This window comes from Dethiosulfovibrio peptidovorans, assembly GCA_002748665.1.
In the GTDB taxonomy this organism is placed as follows: domain Bacteria; phylum Synergistota; class Synergistia; order Synergistales; family Dethiosulfovibrionaceae; genus Dethiosulfovibrio; species Dethiosulfovibrio peptidovorans_A.
Window position 1 is genome coordinate 129,154 of sequence record PDTB01000021.1, and the last position, 20,713, is coordinate 149,866.

The following is a 20,713-nucleotide window of genomic DNA, read 5'->3' on the forward strand; positions in this document are numbered from 1 at the left end:
TCCCCGCCGTCTATTTGAACTCAATGTCCCATGCGTAGATGAACTTATCCTTCCGAGGATGGTAAACGATACGTTTCCCGTAGGCGTAGATGTCCTCCTGGAAATGAAGCGGGATGTACGAGACGTCGTCAGCTGCCATTTTCCAGACCTTTTTCATGATCTCGTCTCGCTCGTCAATGCTCTTTGAGGCCAAAGCTTTGTCGATCATGGCGTCAATCTTGGGGTTGAGGTAGAAGCCTCGATTGACGCCTCCAAACCCCTTCTTGACCGCTGTGCCGTCCTGATTGAAGCTGTAGAGCAGATCCTTGGCGAGAAGAACGCTCTCCCCTACCGAATCGGCCCATCCTGTCATGCAGAGATGGGTATTATCGCCCTCTCTGTTTGATGTGCTGATGTAGGTGAAGAAAATGGATCGTGACATGAGGTTAGGGTTAACCTTTATGCCCACCTTCTCCAGATATCCTGCGATGGCACCGGCTATGGCAGCGTCATTGACGTAACGATCGTTGGGGGCATCAAGGGTCAACTCGAAACGGTAGCCGTCCTTCTGGCGTGGATATCCTGCCGCATCCAGGAGTTTTTCCGCCAACTTGGGGTCGTATGCAAGGCGCTTGATATCTGGGTTGTAGCCGTTCAGCCCCTTCGGAACATAGGATGCTGTCAGCGTGGCGTATCCGTTCATGATCTTGGCGACGATCTCATCCTCGTTGATCGCTCTGTAGATGGCCTCCCGGACTTCCCGCTTCTTCAGCGGATTAGAGCCGTCAGGGGCTTTTATAGGCATGGTCGCATTGGGGGATGGGGTGTCAGTCCAGCCGGCAAGGTTCAGGTAGATGACTCTCAGACTGGGTTCTGAGACCACGGTAACGTTTTTGTTGGCCTTCAGCATGTCCACGTTGCGAACAGGCACGTCGGAGATGAGATCCACCGCTCCAGAGATCATGTTGGCCGTTCGGGTTCCCTCGTTGGTGATGGGTTTGAATGTCACCGTTTCAACTTCAGGAATATCTCCCCAGAAGGCGTCGTTGCGCTTCAGAACGAGTCGATCACCCCGTACATGTTCCTCCACCGTATAGCGTCCCGTCCCGACGGGGTGCAGTGCGATCCAGTCGTCGTCGTGGGATTGGCAGGTCTCTGCGTCGAGCATGACCAAGTCCTTGAGGTGAGAGAGAAGAAGAGTATTGGGAGAAGAACAGACAATCTTCACCGTGTGGTCGTCGACCTTCTCGTAGCTTTTTACGCCAGCGAGGCAATAGGTAAAAGCGGACTTCCCCTGACGACGAGATCGGTCAAACGTAAAAAGAACATCATCTGCAGTGAAGTCGTTGCCGTTGTGGAACTTTACGCCCTTTCGCAGATGGAGCGTCCAGACGGTAGAGTCCTCTGATAGTTCCCAACTCTGGGCCAATGCTGGAACGAGCTGAAGGTCCTTGTTGGGCATCATAAGACGATCGAAGATATGGTCGTTGATGGCGTTGGTTATGGTCTCGTTCAATACGTAGGGATCCAGGGAATGGACGTCCCCCGTGAGTCCGATTACCACGCCCTTGCTTGCTGCTGATGCGCTCAGGGCAAAAACGAACATGAAAAACAGAGAACAGAACACCCTTTCGCGTAGCCTTCTTCTTTTTGTCATCCTGACAACCCCTTTCCGGTTTTTTGGGGCCATGCCCCTCTCGTCGTTGAAGTGCAAAACATTACTATTATAGCGCATCTTCCATGGATTTTGGTCGTTTTTGTACAGAGACATTGTAGTGAGTGACGTTTTTTGTATCGCTTCAGTTCCTTTTGTGTTGGGATCATCACTTGACTCTATCCCCTCCGAGCGGAATAAAAAATCGAAGCTTCAAGGTTAGGTTAAAATGCTTTGCTGGCTTGTGTGGGGAGGCTGTAGAGCATATGGTGTACATTATGGGATATAATAAACGCGGTGTTTCCCCCAAGAAATGTGTGGGGGGGATGCCCGAACTGATCACCAGAAGGAGAGATCGAGAGTATGTCGTTTACCGTACGAATAAAAGGCGTTCCCGATATGCGCTGTGAGATGCCACTCTCCGGCCAGGGGGTTTTGGCGTCCAGTGGGCTGTATAAAAACCGCAATATTGTGGCTTGGCGGGTGAATAACTACCTTCGCCCTCTGGAATGGACCGTCGACAGCGATGCGTCCGTGGAGTTTGTGGATACGTATTCTTTTGAGGGAACCACAATTTACAGAAGCTCTCTGAGTTTTCTCCTTCTTCTGGCCGCTCGAAAAGCTTTGGGCCGGCGTTTGTTTATACGCCATTCCATCTCGGAGGGGCATTTCTGGGAGTGTGCTGACGGGGAGGTCTCCGAGGACGATCTGGCCGCCATCGTCGAGACTATGAGAGATTTGGTCTCCATGGATATCCCAATAACCCGCGAGGTAATTTCCCTGGACAAGGCCTGCCGCATTTTCGAGCGTCAGGGCAATCCCGAGAAGGGGCGATTGTTCTCACGAGCCTATGCCGATCCCATCGAGGTGTATCGGTGTCTGGATATGTACGGCTTTTTTTATTGTCCCCTGGTGCCTTCTACGGGCTACTTAAAAAACTGGGATTTGAAGCTTCTGCCGCCTGGTATGGTCCTTCAGTTTCCGACAGTGTCTTATCCAACCTCTCTTCCGCCTTTCCAGGCGTCGGTGCAGCTCTCTGGGGTTTTCCTGGAGTATGCCAACTGGTTGCGGACCATGGGAATCAGTACTATGGTCAATTTGCACGATGCTATAGCCGCTGGACGAGGCCAGGAGCTTATGCTTATCTCCGAGGCTTTCCATGCTCAGAGGCTCAGTCAGCTGGCTGATGCCGTTGTGCAGCGCGAGGCCCGGGTTGTCTGTATCGCCGGGCCGTCGGCCTCTGGAAAGACCACTCTCTCGAAGAGGCTCAAGATTCAGCTTCAGGTCTGCGGAAAGCGGCCGGTTACCTTGTCTCTGGACGATTATTTTGTCGATAGGGATAAAACTCCTCTGGATGAAAAAGGCGAGTATGATTTTGAGGCTCTGGAGGCCTTGGATCTGGAGCTTCTCAATATCCAGCTCAAGGACCTGTTGGAGGGTAAGGAGGTTCAGCTCCCTCGCTTTGATTTCATCATGGGATCTCGAAAGGAAGGACCTGTCCTTCAGCTTGAGCCCGACGATGTGTTGATCATCGAGGGGATTCACGGTTTGAATGATCGGGTAACTCAGGCGGTTGATAAAGGGGAGAAGTTCCGAATTTTTGTCTCCCCCCTGACCGGTGTCAACCTGGATCGCCAGAATCGGACGAGTACGACGGATAACCGCCTGTTTCGTCGGATGATCCGGGATCATCGAACGAGAGGACACAGCCCTGAGGAGACTCTGAAACGGTGGCCGTCGGTGATTCGAGGTGCTCAAAAATACATCTTTCCATATCAAAAACACTCGGATGCGATGTTCAATTCGGCGCTTCTCTACGAGCTGCCTGTTCTCAAGGGCTATCTTGAGCCCCTGCTGCAGACTGTCCCCGAGATGTCGTCGGTCTTTGGTGAGGCTCGGCGACTTTTGTCCCTGATGCGATTCGTTCCTCCCTTGCCTTCGGACACTGTTCCGAACGAGTCCATTCTGCGGGAGTTCATAGGGGGAACTCTTTTCGAGGATTGAGTCTACGAACCTCTGTGTTCATGTACTCTTCATGCTGGATGATGACGCTCGAACCATAATCAAGGTGGAGCTCGGTGGCGACGGAGAGGTTTTCGGGTACGGACTGTAGCTCATCCATTGAACCGGTATCGGGAAACACGATGCCCGAACATCCTGTTTTGTGGTTTCCTAGGGGGGGGTGAGGCCATGGTCAAGGTCACCATGGCGGATGTGGCCCGGGAGGCTAAGGTCAACAAAGCCACGGTCAGCCGGGCTCTTAAGGGAGATCCCCGGATCTCCCCAGTCACTCGTGAGAAGGTCTGGTCTGCTGCCAAGCGCCTGGGGTATCGGGTTGATGCTCTGGCTCGGGGGCTCTCCAGTCGACGGACAGATGTGATAGGTGTCCTGATTCAGGACCTTACTTGTTCATGGGTGGGGCCCTTCTTCGCCGGTGTCGAGCGGGTCCTCAGTCGTCATAGGCTTGAGATGATGATCAAGGAAGCCGATGGAGTTGATGCCTCGACTCTCTCGGCGTTTCAACGTCTTTTGGATCGTAAGGTGGATGGGGTGATCTGGTTTTCGCAGGATCGGATACCGGATGTCGATATCCCTATGGTGGCTGTTGGAGCAGCCTATGGGAAGCCCCAAATGAGAGTCCTTCTTGAAGAGGAGAACGCTCAAAGACTGGGGGGCCTTTTTGAGAGTCCCATCGCTTCGTGGGTTGCTTTGGAGTTGGGACGGCTAAGTGCTCGTGGAATGGTCAACATCATAAAAAAGAGAGGAGTCCGCCCCAGGGAAGTTCGAGTCTCACCGGAACTGACCATGTCGTGTCCTGGAGACGGCCCCTCACCGTGGAAGGAGTCTGAATGAGTATGGTTCAGGATGAAAACCGAAGTTGCCAAGGGTGTCCCAGCGCAGGAGAGTGTTCTGGTTCATCTGGGGATACGTGTTCAGGTGCCCCCAGTCCCATGAAAAAGGGCATCAAGCGGGTGATCGCGGTGGGGAGCGGTAAAGGGGGCGTTGGAAAAAGTTCTGTTGCGGCTCTTCTCGCTGTAGGTTTAGCCAAGAGAGGTTTTTCCGTCGGGATTCTGGACTCGGACATCACCGGTCCATCTATTCCTCAGCTCTTTGGTTTGAGCGGTCGTCTCTCCGCAGGGCCTTCAGGGAAAATCCTGCCCCTTCGCTCAGGAGCCTTGGGGATTGCTGTCGTATCGATGAATCTCCTGTTGGAGAATCCTCAGGACCCCGTGGTTTGGAGGGGACCTCTTATCGGAGAGGTCGTCCAGCAGTTCTGGAACGATGTGATGTGGGATGGCCTGGACTGGTTAGTGGTGGACCTGCCCCCTGGAACGGCTGATGCCCCTTTGACGGTGATGCAGACAGTGGCTCTGGACGGCATGCTGATCGTCACTACACCCCAGGAACTTTCATCTCTCATCGTCGGGAAGCAGGCTCGATTGGCCGAGATGATGAAGATCCCCCTCGTGGGGATGGTGGAGAACATGGCTGTAGCCAGATGTCCTCACTGTGGTCAGGAATTCCCCGTGTTTGGCCCTAGTCATGCAGAAGAAATCCAAAAAAAATTTGGGATTCCGACAGTCGTCAGGATCCCGATCAACTCTGATCTGGCTCTGCTGGGCGATCAAGGGGCTATAGAAACTTTTGATGATGTCGCTCTTTTACGTGCCTTGGTCGACAGTGCCTGCTGTGATTGATGCTTCCACTGGTATAAACGCTTCATCCTCGAGTAGTGAGTCTTCCAGGGTTTTCATGAGCGTGGCGTAGTCGGTATCCTCGGTTCCCGTACAGTCATACACGCTGCTGGCTACGGTGACGGATGTCTGGGGTCTCTTCTCCAGCTCCTCCCGAACTTCGTCAGGGAGCTTTTTCAGCTTGGCGACCGCTGCCTTGCCTCCAGAAAGGGGCGTTTCGGGGAGGAGGACTATGTACGAGCCTCCGCCCATGAAAAAACCCATGTCACACTCTCTGATCTGTCTTTTAACAGATGCTCCATAAAGATCGTAGATGCTCGACTCCCAATCTGTATCTGGTACAACTGACGGATCGTATCGAAGAGAAATTCGAATAAGGAGGATGGAGAGCCAGCGACGGTATCGGAGCGAGCGCTTGATCTCGGCTGGGATCATGGCGTTCGCCGACAGTCTCGAGTAGAGCTCCGAGCCCTTGTGGAACATGTTGTCCGCCGGAGAACTTGTTTTGTCGAGAGAGGGGGGCTCCTCAATGAGACATATCAGCTGGGAGCCGTCGCTCGTGGGACGTCGCAAGATACACCATCCCTTTCCCTGAATATCAGCTCGATCCATTCCCTCGGGGAATAGAAGAGACGCTGGTTCTCCCAGCAGCAGAGATTCCTCAATGTTCAGCAGGTCTACCAAGTCTTGATTAACTTCCGATATGGATCCGTCAGAGGCTATGTTTGCCAATGGCAAAGGGACCTCGCGAAGATGATGTGTCTGGGAGGCCTCTTTACGTGGCGTTTCCTGAACACTCTTCAAAACCGACAGGAATCGCTGTATCAAGAGGATACTTCCTATGCTTGTAAGCCCTAAACCGATCCAGGACAATCCACGGGGGGCTCCAAAACCGAAGGGCAGAGCCAGAAGGACAACCCCTTGTGTCAGAAGCTGCAGGGGCAGCAAAGCCTCGTGGGGGCCACTGTTCAGGCATAAAACGTAGCTCGTGGACAGAACCAGGTAGACCAGAATGATGAACAGCCAAAAGCTTGCTCCTATGTGCACCCTCGCTCTCAAATCCATGGTGGGAAACAGCCCCAGAGCGATGCACAGAGTAATGATCGGAGGTGCCTGGAACCAGGATCCTCGTTTTTGGGGTTTTGACTGTCCGCTCATCGATCTTGGAGAAAAAACATAATAAGCAATCCGTTCAAGCGGTGGTTTTGACGAATTGCTCCGTAAGGGGTAAGGGGAAAAGTCATGAGTTGCTCTCTCCTTTTTTAATCTCTTGTCTTGTTAGTCAAAGAATAAAATGCGTTTATCCGATGGATATCGAATTTCATAGAGTACCGTAATGGTTTTCGATTCCCTGGGATTGACGGGCAGCTCCCAGGTGAGTATTCCCGTCTTGTCGTCTGTGGACGATGGTTGGGGAGCTAGTGTCTTCGTGTGAATTGAGATGGCGCCGTTCACCGATACGGGGATGCGGTCTTTCACGGTCACCTTCTTCTCTGTGGCCGTCCCGTTTGTAATCGTTATGCTGTAGCCCTGGCGGAGTAGCCCTTTGCCGGTCCATGTCTCGTCATTTTCCGTCAACATGTCCTTCCGTTCCACCTGAATGGAGGGAACCGCACCGAAAGAGACGGCGAAACTCTGTCCTCGGACCAGCTTGGGCAGGCCACCGTTCCCCACAAAGTGGCCGTGAGCGTACAGCTGGACTGATGCACCGAGAGCGGGCAGAGGAGCGTGCTTGCATCGGGCCATGAGGACCGCTTGGGGGGAGAGGTAAGGCACGGTCTCAATAGACGTGGTTACGTCGGCGGACCATGTTTCCAACGTGACCGTCACGGGGATCCCGTCGCCCCTAACCGATGAATCTACGGTAAAGATCCGGTCTGACAAGGTCTCCTCAACGACTGGCAGCGCAGAATTCTTTTTGTTCAAAGTCCTGGATACGGTCGTTGGCATGGAATCTGCAAGCATTTTCATGGTACCTTGTTCTGTGGCGCGGGTCTTCCTGTCGCTTCTTATATCCACTGCCAGAGGCGACGGCTCTGCAGGAAAGGTAGTGGCCGTGGACGATACTGACGTGTGGAGGTCTATCGGTCCCTGAAACGGAATTCCGGTCTTTTGAACTATGGTTCCCTGGAGCTTGGCGGTCAGGATATTTGAGTCTGTATCGAGGTCCAGCCTGTACGAAGGGTGCCATCGGGCATGGGGTGTGCGACAGCGAATGGCCAAGGCTCCGCTTCCTGACGTCGTCGCTGTGACGACCGATACCCAATTTCTTTGTTTCGGAAGTCGGTCCTTCAGGATATGCTGGATCGTGACGAGCTCTTTCTTGAACTCATCGACCTCACGTTGTTTCGAGAGCCGCTGAGAGGCCAACTTGGACCGTTCCTTTACGAAAGAGCTCAGATAGTCCGAGAGAGCTGACGGTGCCATCTTGGGCTTAAAGAGAGAGGGATCGTCTAGCATAGCGATGGCTGACGTTAGAGTGTCGATTTTCGCCTGATCGGAGGCGATCCTCGTCTTCAGGTCCTCCGCCTGTCGGAACAGGGGAGTGAGCTCGGAAGGGAGCCAACCGTGGTGAGGTGCCCTCTCCACAGAGGACGAGAGGATCCGTCGGGTACCCGATGTCTCGAGTCTGATACTCTCTGGGTCGAAGGTGGGAGGGAGCTCCTGACGGATCGTGTCCTGAGCTTCTATGGGGAAGACCAGATCTGCCCCGTCTTTGTACATCTGCGGGTGGGGAGCCTCAGTAGCGGTTCCTGCAGATGCCGTTGTGATCCATAAAATAATGGCCGTGCATACGAGTTTTTGGTGCATGGAAATCCCTCCTTAAGGGTGGTTGTACTAAAGAAATAGCATTCATAGAATACCATATATCAGAGTCTGGTAATTTGGGAGATCTCGGGTACAATGAACCGAGCTATTTGAGGAAAAAGACCGAGGAAAGTAGGGACCGTAATGAAACTGGGAATTGTGGGGCTCCCCAACGTGGGGAAGAGCACTCTTTTTAATGCCATAACATCTGCTGGTGCGGAAGCATCGAACTACCCGTTCTGTACCATCGAGCCCAATATAGGAGTGGTTTCTGTGCCGGATTGCCGTCTGGATGTCCTGTCCGGTATGTTTTCATCGGCCAAGATAACTCCAGCTGTCGTGGAGTTTTTTGACATCGCCGGACTTGTCAGAGGTGCCAGTCAGGGCGAGGGCCTGGGCAACACGTTCCTCTCTCATATCAGGGAGGTGAACGCCATCGTCCACGTGGTTCGCTGTTTCGATGACGAGAATATCGTCCACGTGGATGGAGTGGTGGAGCCTCTTCGAGATGTCGAGACCATCGAGCTTGAGCTGATTTTGTCCGACCTGGAGATGATCGAGCGCCATCGGTCCAAGATCGAGCGGAATGCCAGAAACGACAAGAGTCTCCGTCCCTACCTTGAACTCATCGATAGGGTTCGTGAGGCTCTTGAAGCTGAGAAGATGGTTCGGACGATGGAGCTCTCGGATGAGCAGCGGAAGAAGCTTAAGGGTTTGGGGCTTCTCACCGATAAACCCGTGATTTACGTGGCCAATGTCTCTGAAGACCAGATCACTGCTTTGGATGACTCTCCCCATGTGCGGGTGGTTCGGGAGCATGCCGACGCAAACGGTTGTGAGATGGTCGTCGTTTGTGCCAACGTTGAGGCAGAGATAGCCGAGCTCTCCCCCGATGAAAAAGAGGATTTTCTTACCGAGATGGGATTGGCTGAGTCTGGGCTTGATCGGCTTGTCCAGGCGGGGTATCGTCTACTGGGACTTATCTCCTTTCTGACAGCTGGCGAGAAGGAGGCCCGAGCATGGACCATCCCCCGGGGAAGTAAGGCGCCTCAGGCTGCGGGGACCATCCACACTGACTTTGAACGGGGCTTCATCAAAGCACAGGTGGTTTCCTACGAGGATCTGGTAGCCTGTGGAAGTCTTGCTGATGCCAAGGCCAAGGGACTCGTCCGAATGGAGGGTAAGGAGTATGTCATGAGGGATGGCGACGTGGTGGAGTTCCGGTTTAACGTGTAGCTTCTCATCTTTAGTCATATAACCATAATAATATAGCCATAATAACGGAAGGAATGATTACGTATGCAGCAGATCAGTCTTGATGAAATTCTCTCGGTGCTTCTCGCTCGGGTCGACGGTTTGACGGCCTCGGCAGAGAACGTAAAAAACAAATTTAACATTTTAGGGCGAGCCCTGTACCGAAAAGGGCTTTTGAGCGATCAGGATGTGACGGACGCCATTAAAGAGGAATATAAACTCCTCTTCGAGATCGGGGCCCTTAAAGAAGAGGCCGATCAGGAGATGGTACACGTCATGGCCGATAGCCTGCTTCAGTGGCTTAAGGGAGATGTCCATGCCATCAAGGAAGGTATGAAGGCCTATGAGGAAAAGATGCGTCAGGCCATCGCCAAGGAGGAGAGCAGGCCTAAAATCGACGTGGCCCCGTCCTCGGTCCTCCGTCAGCTTGACCAGATGAGTGGAGGCAACAAGGGTAGCAAACTCATTCTCTGAGAGTTTTCATGGCTAACGATCTGCCCCAGAGGCTTCTGAATCGGTGGTTGGAGCTTGGAGTGAGGAATCGGTACATGTTCCTCCTGGACATCTTCTTCTTTCTCTTGTCCACCTGGTTGGGTTTTGCTCTCCGCCTCTCGGTGTTTATGGACCAATTCTACGGGGACATGTTCGTCGCCGGGGTCGTCTCTGCTGGGGTCAACACGGCGTCGTTCTTGGTCGGGGGGGTCTATCGAATCTACTGGCCTCAAGCCAGCTTAGAGGAGTTTGTCCTGCTTTTTCGGTGCTACCTCGTCTCGTCGCTGGTTTTTCTCCTTGTTTATATGGCTGTGCCCTTTCTGTTTGTTCCACGCTCCTCTCTGGCGATCATGTTCCTGGGAGGGTTGTTCCTCTCGTCGGTCTACAGGGCTTCGTGGCGCTTCTTCATTGCAGCACGGAACAATTCCCGATCTTGTGTTCGAACCGTCATCGTCGGTGCTGGAAACGCCGGGACTTCCTTGGCCAGGGAGCTCCTTCGTAGCGGTGATGAGCTTTTGCCCGTGGGCTTTTTGGACGACGATCCGCAGAAAAAAGGTAAGCGAATCGCCGCTCTCCCTGTTCTCGGAGGCCTTGACGATCTTGAAAATGTCGTGGATCGAGAGCGGGTTTCGGTTGTTTTAGTGGCTATTCCCTCGGCATCCAGGCAAACCGTGAGCACAATGCTTCGGCGCCTCTCCCTTGTGGGAGTGGAGACTCGCGTCCTTCCCAGTCTCAGGGAAATTGCCGGAGGGGTTGTCTCTACCACGTTGCTTCGCAACGTTCATCTGGAAGACCTGCTGGCCCGCGAGCCCGTGGAGCTCAACGGTCAGGAGATCTCGATGGCTGTAAGCCGGAGGGTTGTTCTGGTTACAGGGGCCGGGGGGTCCATCGGCAGCGAGATCGTCCGACAGCTGAGTGCCTATGGTCCATCCAGGCTTTTGCTTTTGGGGCACGGGGAACACTCGATCTACACCCTCTGTGAGGAGCTCAGGGACAAGAAGATCTCCATCCCTTTCGAGCCCATCATCGCTGACGTCGCTCATCGGACGGCCATGGAAGAGGTTTTTCGGCGTTGGAAACCGTCGGTGGTCTTCCATGCGGGGGCTCACAAACATGTCCCCCTCATGGAGGCCAATCCTCAAGAGGCTCTTCGGGTCAATGGCTTGGGAAGCTGGACCTTGGCCGACCTTGCTGGGACGTACGGGGCGGAGCGCATGATCATGGTCTCAACCGACAAGGCGGTGAACCCCACCAGCGTTATGGGGGCGACTAAACGAGTCGCTGAGATTCTGATTCGTGAGGCTCAGTCCCGGTATCCTCGTACCCGGTACATGGCAGTCAGATTTGGTAACGTTTTAGGGAGTCGAGGAAGTGTGGTGCCCAAATTTGAGCGTCAGATCAAGGCAGGGGGCCCCTTGACGGTGACTCATAGAGACATGAAGCGGTATTTCATGCTTATCCCTGAAGCAGCGGGTCTTGTCCTTCAAGCTGGGGCTCTGGGGGATGGCGGTGAGATCTTTGTTTTGGATATGGGAGACCCCGTCAGGATCGTTGATCTGGCTGAGACCCTGATCCGGCTTCACGGCTATCGTCCTGGGGTGGATATCTCCGTGGAGTTCTCTGGGATCAGGCCTGGAGAAAAACTCTTTGAGGAGCTGTTTTATGATCCTCAATGTGTGGATCACACTGCCCACCCAAAGATCTTTCGAAGTCGTCTCACAGACACTCCAGATTCGAGGGAGAGCGGGCTTCGTCTTATGGAACGGTGTCTTAAGGGAGATGATCCGGTGATTGCGGCTTTGAAGGACTACCTCCCTGAGTTCGACCATCCATGATCACGATGATAAAAAATGATGAAAGACGGACGGTGTACCTTCACCGTCCGTCCTTTATTCATTTTTTACGTCCCTTGGCGATGATGTCGTTTAACAGAGTGATCAGAGGCGCGATTTTTTTCGATTGGGCTCGGCGATTCAAGAGATCGGCCGGTGAGATCTTCCTTCCCCAGTACAATTTATTGGCACTCGGGTCGTGGTTGATGGAGGCGCCGTCCAGGGAGATTCCTGCGAACAGTCCCTTGCTCATGGAATAGCTGTAGATAGGGGTGTTCATGTTGATGTCGGTGGCTGCCGAGGTTCGTCGACCTACAGGCCCCGCCGCTACGGCTACGTCGGCTCCAAGGGTGAAGTTGTCGCCTCGGAATCCCTTGAGTCCCTTCTCATTCGTGACAGCCAAGACCAGTGCGGTGGATTGAACACCGATTTGAAGTCCAACAGAGCCTCCTGTCACGTTATAGAACGATGGTCCGTACCACTGGCCCGTTCTGGTGTCACGTCGGAGGAGAAGCCCTTCCCCATGCTGTCCTCCGACAACCAGACCGGCTTTTATGACCGACGGAAAGATGGCTACGGCCACTCCCTTGCTCATAACCTCGCCCATGGTTCCCGCGTCGTCTTCTTGGGTCATGGCCTTGATGACGTCTATGGCCTGTGCTATACGTCTCTCCGGTTTTGTTCCAGCCCAGGCTATGCTTGTTACCGAAAGGGCAAAGGTGATAGCTACGATGGCTAAAAGTCCTTTCCATTGTCTCACGGTGTATCCCTCCTTTTTTTCTGTTTCCCTGTCTTGGCCCTTTTCAGGGTGTAAAATTATTATAGGCTTTGTTGTCGAAAAAGACCACGGCCTCCCATCTGTGTGATATAATGCGGCCGGAAATGAGGACTCCTGCGGTGTGCGTGATCATGTCCTACGTCTTGAGCCAACACTCGAGCCATACAAGGCTGAGTCCGAACCGGTCGATGAGGTGGCTGTATTACTTCTGACGCTCAGGCTCGGCAAGCCTTTTTTTAGGTAGGATCGGGTCAAGACAATCATGACACGGCACTGCGGGGCTACGTAATAAACGGCGCCGAGCTTGCTCGGCGCCCTTTTTGTAGCGGGAGGGCGGTGAGTGCATGGCAGCAGTGCCCCAGTGGCATCCCTTGAAAAGCTCGGGTTTTATCTTCGATTGGGATGGCGTACTGGCCCGGACTAACCTGGACTTCTCGAAGATATATGCCAAATACTTCGACGGTCGCTTTGTGGAGATTCTGGCTGAGATGCCGCTGCTGGCGCCTGAGAAACAGCGGTCTCTGAGCCAGGATATCCGTGATCTGGAGATGGCTGCTGCGGCCCAGGCTACGGCAGTTCGAGGGTGCATGGATGTTCTCCATATATTGGCGGATCGATCCATTCCCTGGGCGGTCGTCTCTCGAAATTGTCGTGAAGCCATGGAGCTTGCTGCACGATCCATGGGTTTTACTCTTCCTGATGCGACGTTTCACCGCGACAGCGGCCCAGTCAAGCCTGATCCCGAGGCCCTCTGGATGGCCTCACGGTCTATTGGAGCGGATCCTGCAGGCTGTGTCGTAGTGGGTGATTTCGTCTATGATCTGCTTGGGGCCCGAAGAGCTGGTATGAGAGGCCTTTTGGTGGAACATCCCGCAGCTAAGTGGGATCATTGGGCGGATGCTCGATTTGATCGGATGCTCGATTTGGCGGCCTGTTTGGAGAGAGATGCTCCCTTGATTCCCTGGGAATATCACGCTGTGGTTCGGGAGAAGGGGAATTCGTGGTTATCGGCTTCGTGGGCTCTCTCTGTTTGTCTCCCCTCTCCTCTGTCCGCAGAGGGCCTTTCGTTGGCTCTGAAGTTGGCAGCCCTGGGAGTTGGCCGCTTCACTGCATCGCCGGAGCCCCTCCCCTTGGCTGCTTGGCACTCTATAGGATGGCTGGACGCTGCGAATTTGGATCAACCGCAGTTTCAGGTTTTGGACTCGGTCCTCAGGCGTCGTTTCCCTTTGGTTTTTGTTGAAGCGTGGGATGGGAAAGGTATTCCTCTGGCGTCCTTTGGAAATGATCTCGTTCGGGGGATGGAGGCACGATTCGTATGACCTGTTGGGAAATCCCTCTAGCGGAGAGAATGCGGCCGGTCTCTTTGGATCAGTATCAAGGTCACCTGTCCATTTTAGGGCCGGGAGCCTCTCTTCGTGCGATGCTCAAGGAGGGCGTGGTCCCCTCGTGTATTCTCTACGGTCCTCCTGGGATTGGCAAAACGGCCCTGGTTCGTCTCATGGCCTCCGTTACGGAACGGGATCTTTTGGAGATCAACGCGGTCTCGGCCAATGTCTCTCAGCTCAGGGCGCTGGTGGAACGTGGGGCTCAGTTCAAGGCCATGACTGGCCGTGGTGCGATTGCTTTCGTTGACGAGATATACCACCTCAACAAAGGACAACAAAACGCCCTTCTTCCTGCGGTGGAGAGGGGCGATGTCGTTTTGGTGGGGGCCACCACCGAGAATCCCTGGTTCGAGATCAACAAAACCCTGCTCTCTCGGCTGCTGGTATTTTCCCTGGCCCCTCTGAATAATGTTGATTTGGTAAACATAATGCAGGCAGCCCTTGCAGACCGGGATCGGGGATTAGGGGAACTCGAGCTTACTTGGGACGATGAAGTGCTCATGGCTATAGCTCAGGGAACAGGGGGCGATGCTCGTCAGGCTCTAACCAGATTGGAATATCTGGCCCGAGCTGTCTCCGTCTCCGGTGGATCAAAACTCACGGTGGAGCGAGCCCGTCGGGAGCTTCCCAAGTCCTCTCTTCGGCATGACCGAGAGGGGGACGACCACTATCAAGTTATCTCGGCCTTTATCAAGAGCATCAGGGGTTCCGATCCTGACGCCACGGTATATTGGCTTGCTCGATTGCTGAGAGCCGGGGAGGACATTCGGTTTGTGGCGAGGCGGATGGTTATCTCAGCGGCAGAAGATGTTGGGTTGGCCGATCCTATGGCGCTGGTAATTGCCTCGGCAGCCGCTCATGGCGCCGAGATGACCGGTATGCCTGAGGCTCGGATCATTCTCTCGGAGGCTGCCATCTATTTGGCGGCAGCCCCCAAAAGTAATCGAGCGTACGATGCGATGAACTGCGCTATGGCGGCAGTGGATGCAGGCGATCTTCAGGCCGTGCCCCCGCATCTGATCAACGGAAATCCGGGGTATGTCTATCCCCACGACGACCCAAGGCACTGGGTCCCCCAGGCCTATTTGGAGGAACCTCGTCGGTTTTACCGGCCCTCCGATGTGGGATACGAGACCAAGATCAGTCGGATTTTACGGCGATACTGGCGACGGTTTAGGGAGAACTCTCAGGAAGACTGAGGTTTTATGGCTCCTGGATGGCTTTTCAGAAAATTCTCGACGCTGCTTTTGGTCAGACCAATATGTTCGCTCATTTCCTGCCTGGCCCTTTCTGCATTCCGATCTAATATGGCATTTATGACAGCCACATGACCATCGGACAGGGCCTTAAGATAGCTGGGCTCTGCCAAGGAATAAGGGCGATAGAGGTTAATCATGTCCTGTATATCCAACAGGACTCCACAGAGGAAACGATTTCCTGAGGCTCGATAGAGCAGGTTGTGAAATGCTCTATCCTGGATGAGGTATTCATCCGGGTCGCTGTTGTTGTCCATGGCCTCGAATGTGGCGCGGAACTTTCGGAGTTCCTCTTCCGGTGGTGATTGAGCCACCAGCGTGACCGCAAACAGCTCCAGAGTCGCTCGAAGCTCGTACAGTGCTGCGGCGTCCTCCAGGGTTGGAACCGTGACGAAGGCCCCTTTTCGTGGTGTCAGTGAGACGAGCCCCGTCTTTGCCAGCTGGCGAATAGCCTCTCGGACCGGAGTTCGGGAGACGGCCATCTTGTTCGCCAGATCGACCTCCGAGAGTTTCGCTCCTGGTTTAATAATCCCTTGAACGATAGCCTCTTTTATCTTTTCGTAAACGATTTGCCTCAGATCGACGCTTTTTGCCGGCATCAGGGGGTTTTTCCTGGTCATGAACACTCCTCCCAAAAAATCAGGTGCAGCGTTCATTATACAAAAAACTATGAGAAAGAGAAAAGGGGGCCTCTAAAAACTCGGAAACTCGCATCAGGTCGTTTCGACGAGGCCCATTCGAGGTTTCGTGTTTTTGACCTGCCGTCGTGAAGTATCGACTGGGGCGAGGTGGACATAGTCCCAGGCCGGGAGGGCACCTCCTGTGCCCTTCGGGGCGACGGTGCGGAGCGGGCAGGTCAAAGTTGCTTTTGGGTGAGACAGGGCTCTGGCGGAATGACCTGAGGCTGGGAGACTCGGATGTAGAGGTACCCGAAAGCTTTATCTCTCTTTGGAAGGGGTTTTCTCTTTTTGGTACCAGAGGATCAGAGCATATAGTCCGTCGGACAATCTGTTGACATAGGAGAAGACCTCTGGGGGAATTGCCCCTGCCCGAAAGAGTGAAACAACCTGACGTTCTGCCCGTCGGGCTACAGTTCGAGCCAAATGGAGAGCTGCGCAAACTTGGCATTCGCCCGGGCGTATAAACTGAAAGTCCGTATCAGTGAACATGGATGACACCTGACGGATCATCTCCTCCAGCCGGTCAAGTTTTGGTGGCTCCAGTCCATCACAGAGCGCCAGATATCCCATGAGAACGTACAGGTCATCCTCCAGCTGTCTCAGGTGTTCGTTCACTGGTTCAAAATCGCATATGGACCGAGCAAGGCCAATGGTGGCTTGGCATTCATCCACGATTCCATAGGCCTCGACCCTGGGATCATCCTTTGGGACTCGCTTGCCGGAGCAGAGGCTGGTGTTCCCCTTGTCGCCACCTTTGGTGGTGATTGTGAGATTTTGCATGGCGTATCCTCCTTTTTTGTTCGTGCTCCTCGACTTTCTTTTGCAACAAAAACGTTCTCTACTTGAACGCAGTCTGAGTAAAGAAGCGTATGTTGGTATTTTATCGCTTTTTTCGAATGTTTTTCAGGCGAAAACTCTTGTCAAGGACCGTGTGTACTGATAGAATACGTCTCGTTCTCGATTGAGCCCGGGTGGCGGAATTGGTAGACGCGCTAGATTCAGGTTCTAGTGGGCATACTGCCTGTAGGAGTTCGAGTCTCCTCCCGGGCACCAGAGTTGTAATTGTTATTGGCATGCGTGGGTGGCCTTTGTGACGGACTAATCCGTGACAAAAGGTCTTTTGTTTTTGGTCGCATCGTGATCGTTGACACGGTACGACCTTTTTGTTATGTTTACTGTTCGTCAGTATAGAAATTTTTCTCCTCATCTTTGAGACACAGGGAGGTTGTCAGCCTGATGGCCGAATTCGTACCCGTAGGCAAAAAGCGCAGCCGACTCACCTTTGGTCGTGCCCGGGATCTGGTGGAGATTCCCGACATGGTTGAGGTGCAGCGAGATTCATATCGAAACTTCTTCCAGGAAGAGCAGGATCCTGATAACCGAGGCAACTTTGGGCTTCAGGAACTTCTTGAGGAGATATTCCCCATCGAAAACTATGATGGTTCCTTTGCGCTGGAATTTGTTCGGTACTTTTTGGATGATTCGACAACGACTCAGGATGAGGCTCAGCAGAAAGACTGTACCTGGCATCGTCCCGTCAGGGCGACGATCCGCCTTATCAGCAGAAAAACAATGGAGATTAAGGAAGAAGAGATATACCTCGGTGATTTTCCCATGATGACCGAGCGGGGAACCTTCATCATAAATGGTACCGAACGAGTCGTGGTCAACCAGCTGGCTCGGTCGGCTGGCGTGTATTTTAAGGTGGATTATTCAGCTCCTGTCGCTGAGACTTTCACGGCCAAGATTATCCCTGAACGGGGGGCATGGCTTGAGTTCGCAATGGGCAGTGGCGATGCCCTCTATGTCAACATCGACAACAAAAAAAAGCTCCCGGGGACCTTGCTTCTAAAAGCTTTTGGTGTTTCCTCCAACGAGGAGCTCCTCCGCATTTTCGGTGGCGAGATCACGGAGGTCGACCTGGTTGAAGATGAAGTCCTTGGCCGTCTTTTAGCCGAGACCATCGTGAACGAAAGCGGTGTCGAGGTCATTCGCCGAGAGGAGCGCCTGAATCGAGAGCATCTGGAACAATTATGGCAGATGGGCAGGACCCGGATCAATGTCTGGGATGTGAGCCCCGTCTTTGCGGCTACTTTGGAAAAGGATGTCACCAATACTCCCGAGGAAGCGATGTTGGAGATATTCAGACGTCTTCGTCCCAACGAGCCCGCTCGCATTGAAAACGCCAGGGAATATTTTGAGGGCTTGTTTTTTGACGTTCGGCGCTATACCCTGGGGCGCGTCGGTCGCTACAAGCTGAACAGACGGCTCCGTTTGGACATCCCCATATCCCATAGGCTTCTGACAGTCGAGGACCTGGTTCGGATCGTCAAGGGAGTCGTCGTTCTACGGGATACGGAGGAGCAGCGAGATGAGCGTTCCTTCGCTGACCTGCATGAGGAATACCCTGACGATATCGATCATCTGGGCAATCGTCGGGTTCGTTCCGTGGGAGAGCTTCTCCAGAACCAGGTTCGTATTGGTCTGCTTCGCATGGAGCGGATCGCCAAGGAGCGAATGACGACCATTCCCGATCTGACCAAGGCCATGGCGCGGGATCTGATCAACGTTCGTCCTATCTCAGCGGCTCTCAGGGAGTTTTTCGGATCAGGGCAGCTCTCTCAGTATATGGATCAGAACAACCCCCTGTCGGAGCTCACTCACCGCCGTCGTCTTTCGGCCTTGGGGCCCGGTGGACTCAGTCGAGAGCGAGCTGGATTCGAGGCTCGAGACGTTCACTACACCCACTACGGGCGTATCTGTCCCATAGAGACTCCAGAGGGGCCTAATATCGGTCTTGTAACCTCTCTGTCTACGTATTCTAAGGTCAATGACTACGGATTTTTGGTCACACCACGGCGTCCGGTCCATGATGGCGTCGTATCTATGGATCCTGGTGATGTCGTCTATCTGGCGGCAGACGATGAGGATGAGGTCTACGTGGGGCGGGCCAACACGCCTTACGATGAGAAAACCGGTCGTCTTTCGGAGGAGCTTTGCTACGCTCGATACAGGGGGAAAATTGTGGAGGTTCCCCCCGAGAGGGTAGATTATCTGGACATCTCCCCGAAACAAATCGTCTCGGCCTCTACAGCTCTGATCCCTTTTCTGGAGCATGACGATGCGAACCGAGCTCTCATGGGCTCCAATATGCAGCGTCAGGCTGTGCCCCTTCTGCTGCCGGCGGCTCCGCGTGTAGGGACCGGTATGGAGGCTCGTATCGCCAAAGACTCGGGGTCCTGTGTGATCTCCCCTGTGGCTGGTCATGTCTCTTACGTAGACGCTGATAAGGTCGAGATAAAATCCCCCTCTGGTGATTATAGAACCTTTGCCTTCCAGAAATTCAAAAGATCCAACCAGGGAACCATCATCCATCAGCGTCCGATCGTGGCGAAGGGGGATCTGGTCTCTGTGGGGCAGGTCCTGGCCGATGGTCAGTCGGTAGATCAGGGCGAGCTCGCTCTGGGGCGGAATGTCCTTATCGCCTTTATCCCGTGGGAGGGGTATAACTACGAAGATGCTATCCTCCTGAGCGAGCGTCTTGTCAAAGAGGATTACTTCACGTCGATCCATATTGAGGAGTACGAAATGGAGGCTCGGGACACAAAACTTGGTCCTGAGGAGATCACCAGGGATATCCCCAACGTGGGCGAAGATGCTCTGAAGGATCTTGATGAGTGGGGAGTTGTTCGAGTTGGGGCCGAGGTTGTCGCCGGCGACATCCTCGTGGGTAAGGTCACCCCTAAGGGAGAATCTGACCAGTCTCCTGAGGAAAAACTCCTGCGGGCCATCTTCGGCGAGAAGGCTCGGGAGGTGAGGGACATGTCGCTGCACGTCCCTCATGGTGCCAGAGGAAAGGTTGTCGCTGTTAAGAAGCTGAACAAGGAAGAGAACAGCGACTCTCTGAGTCCCGGAGTCAACGAGGTGGTCAAGGTTTATGTGGCTCAGCTACGTAAGATCACCGTGGGGGATAAGATGTCCGGGCGACACGGGAACAAGGGGGTTGTCTCCAGAATATTGCCGGTGGAGGACATGCCCTACATGCCCGATGGAACACCGGTGGATGTCTGCCTTAACCCTCTTGGGGTGCCGAGCCGGATGAATCTGGGACAGGTGCTTGAGACCATCCTGGCGACTGTGGCGGTGGCCAACGGTTGGCACGTGGCTACACCTGTCTTCGAGGGAGCTCGGGAGCAGGAAATTTACGATCTACTGGATAAACTGAGTAAGGAGAACCCCGACTATTCAACCCTCACCTCAGGGGGCACCATGCAGCTCATAGATGGTCGGACGGGGGAGCCCATGGATTACAAGACCACAGTAGGGTACATGTACATGCTCAAATTGAACCACCTCGTAGATGACAAGCTTCACGCCCGGTCCATCGGACCCTATAGTCTTATCACCCAACAGCCATTGGGTGGTAAAGCTCAGTTTGGGGGGCAGCGCTTTGGTGAGATGGAGGTCTGGGCTCTGCAAGGGTATGGTGCAGCCCATATTCTTCAGGAAATGCTCACGGTTAAGTCCGACGACATTCGGGGGCGTCTCAAGACCTACGAAAAAATTGTCAAGGGGCAGAATCTCACCAGTCCTGGAGTTCCCGAGAGCTTCAAAGTCCTTGTTAAGGAGCTTGAGGGTTTAGGTTTGGGAGTCGATATCGAGTACAGCGACGGGACGATAGGGCCTTTGTTGCCTGACGATGACGAGGAACAGCCCCAAAAGGCTTCCCTGTCCATGCCTTTTGCTGGCGACGCGAGGATCGTCTCGCCGGAATCCGTTCCCGCTCCTACGTCGTTAGAGATGGAGGCCATGATTTTTGGTGACGGTAAAAAATCGGGGAGCGAGAATAGTCCCACCAATGACCAGGAAGCCGATGAGGCGAAAGGAGTTGACCGCTAAC

Annotated in this window: 15 protein-coding genes and 1 tRNA gene; 10 read left to right on the forward strand and 6 right to left on the reverse strand. The window is 53.8% G+C overall.

Annotated features, from left to right (window positions below):
- Positions 1–10: 10 nt before the first annotated feature.
- Positions 11–1,585, reverse strand: a complete 1,575-nt coding sequence (locus CSA35_06110) for a peptide ABC transporter substrate-binding protein (GenBank protein ID PIE54540.1) — start codon at positions 1,583–1,585, stop codon at positions 11–13.
- Positions 1,586–1,996: 411 nt separating this feature from the next.
- Here CSA35_06110 and CSA35_06115 point away from each other — a divergent pair, with 411 nt between their 5' ends.
- The 3 genes from CSA35_06115 (at position 1,997) to CSA35_06125 (ending at position 5,331) form a co-directional block, all read left to right on the forward strand.
- A complete protein-coding gene (locus tag CSA35_06115) occupies positions 1,997–3,637 on the forward strand; it encodes an AAA family ATPase (protein PIE54514.1) in 1,641 nt (546 codons plus the stop codon).
- A 186-nt stretch (positions 3,638–3,823) separates the two neighbouring features.
- Entirely contained in the window at positions 3,824–4,486 is a 663-nt protein-coding gene (locus CSA35_06120) for a hypothetical protein (GenBank protein PIE54515.1), read from the forward strand.
- Between the two features lie 2 nt (positions 4,487–4,488).
- The gene (locus tag CSA35_06125; GenBank protein PIE54516.1) at positions 4,489–5,331 is read left to right on the forward strand and encodes an ATP-binding protein; all 843 of its coding nucleotides are present in this window, start codon (positions 4,489–4,491) and stop codon (positions 5,329–5,331) included.
- Here CSA35_06125 and CSA35_06130 read toward each other — a convergent pair.
- Positions 5,296–6,486 (reverse strand): hypothetical protein, encoded by a 1,191-nt coding sequence (locus CSA35_06130; protein PIE54517.1) that lies wholly within the window; start codon positions 6,484–6,486, stop codon positions 5,296–5,298. The two genes, CSA35_06125 and CSA35_06130, sit on opposite strands and share 36 nt — an antisense overlap.
- Before the next feature lie 120 nt (positions 6,487–6,606).
- Positions 6,607–8,139 (reverse strand): hypothetical protein, encoded by a 1,533-nt coding sequence (locus CSA35_06135; protein ID PIE54518.1) that lies wholly within the window; start codon positions 8,137–8,139, stop codon positions 6,607–6,609.
- Positions 8,140–8,280: 141 nt separating this feature from the next.
- Here CSA35_06135 and CSA35_06140 point away from each other — a divergent pair, with 141 nt between their 5' ends.
- The 3 genes from CSA35_06140 to CSA35_06150 all read left to right on the forward strand — a co-directional run bounded on the left by CSA35_06140 (position 8,281) and on the right by CSA35_06150 (position 11,717).
- On the forward strand, positions 8,281–9,372 hold the full coding sequence (locus CSA35_06140) for a redox-regulated ATPase YchF (protein ID PIE54519.1): 1,092 nt from the start codon (positions 8,281–8,283) through the stop codon (positions 9,370–9,372).
- 63 nt (positions 9,373–9,435) lie between these two features.
- The gene (locus tag CSA35_06145; protein PIE54520.1) at positions 9,436–9,864 is read left to right on the forward strand and encodes a hypothetical protein; all 429 of its coding nucleotides are present in this window, start codon (positions 9,436–9,438) and stop codon (positions 9,862–9,864) included.
- Between the two features lie 8 nt (positions 9,865–9,872).
- Positions 9,873–11,717: a capsule biosynthesis protein CapD gene (locus CSA35_06150; protein PIE54521.1), complete on the forward strand. Its 1,845-nt coding sequence runs from the start codon at positions 9,873–9,875 to the stop codon at positions 11,715–11,717.
- A 58-nt stretch (positions 11,718–11,775) separates the two neighbouring features.
- On the opposite strand, the gene CSA35_06155 is transcribed toward CSA35_06150, so the two are convergent.
- On the reverse strand, positions 11,776–12,348 hold the full coding sequence (locus CSA35_06155) for a hypothetical protein (protein PIE54541.1): 573 nt from the start codon (positions 12,346–12,348) through the stop codon (positions 11,776–11,778).
- Between the two features lie 488 nt (positions 12,349–12,836).
- Here CSA35_06155 and CSA35_06160 point away from each other — a divergent pair, with 488 nt between their 5' ends.
- Together CSA35_06160 and CSA35_06165 are read left to right on the forward strand one after the other, a co-directional pair.
- A complete protein-coding gene (locus CSA35_06160; protein ID PIE54522.1) occupies positions 12,837–13,811 on the forward strand; it encodes a phosphoglycolate phosphatase in 975 nt (324 codons plus the stop codon).
- A complete protein-coding gene (locus CSA35_06165) occupies positions 13,808–15,076 on the forward strand; it encodes an AAA family ATPase (protein ID PIE54523.1) in 1,269 nt (422 codons plus the stop codon). Before CSA35_06160 ends, CSA35_06165 begins: the two co-directional genes overlap by 4 nt.
- Here CSA35_06165 and CSA35_06170 read toward each other — a convergent pair.
- Together CSA35_06170 and CSA35_06175 are read right to left on the reverse strand one after the other, a co-directional pair.
- Positions 15,064–15,753, reverse strand: coding sequence for a GntR family transcriptional regulator (locus tag CSA35_06170; protein ID PIE54524.1), 690 nt, complete (start codon positions 15,751–15,753; stop codon positions 15,064–15,066). The genes CSA35_06165 and CSA35_06170 overlap by 13 nt on opposite strands.
- Before the next feature lie 318 nt (positions 15,754–16,071).
- Positions 16,072–16,593, reverse strand: a complete 522-nt coding sequence (locus tag CSA35_06175; GenBank protein ID PIE54525.1) for an ATP:cob(I)alamin adenosyltransferase — start codon at positions 16,591–16,593, stop codon at positions 16,072–16,074.
- Positions 16,594–16,778: 185 nt separating this feature from the next.
- Here CSA35_06175 and CSA35_06180 point away from each other — a divergent pair.
- Together CSA35_06180 and rpoB are read left to right on the forward strand one after the other, a co-directional pair.
- A tRNA-Leu gene (locus tag CSA35_06180) sits at positions 16,779–16,866 on the forward strand.
- Positions 16,867–17,049: 183 nt separating this feature from the next.
- Positions 17,050–20,712 carry a DNA-directed RNA polymerase subunit beta gene (gene rpoB, locus CSA35_06185; protein PIE54526.1) on the forward strand — a complete coding sequence of 1,221 codons (3,663 nt, stop codon included), beginning with the start codon at positions 17,050–17,052 and terminating at the stop codon, positions 20,710–20,712.
- Position 20,713 lies beyond the last annotated feature (1 nt).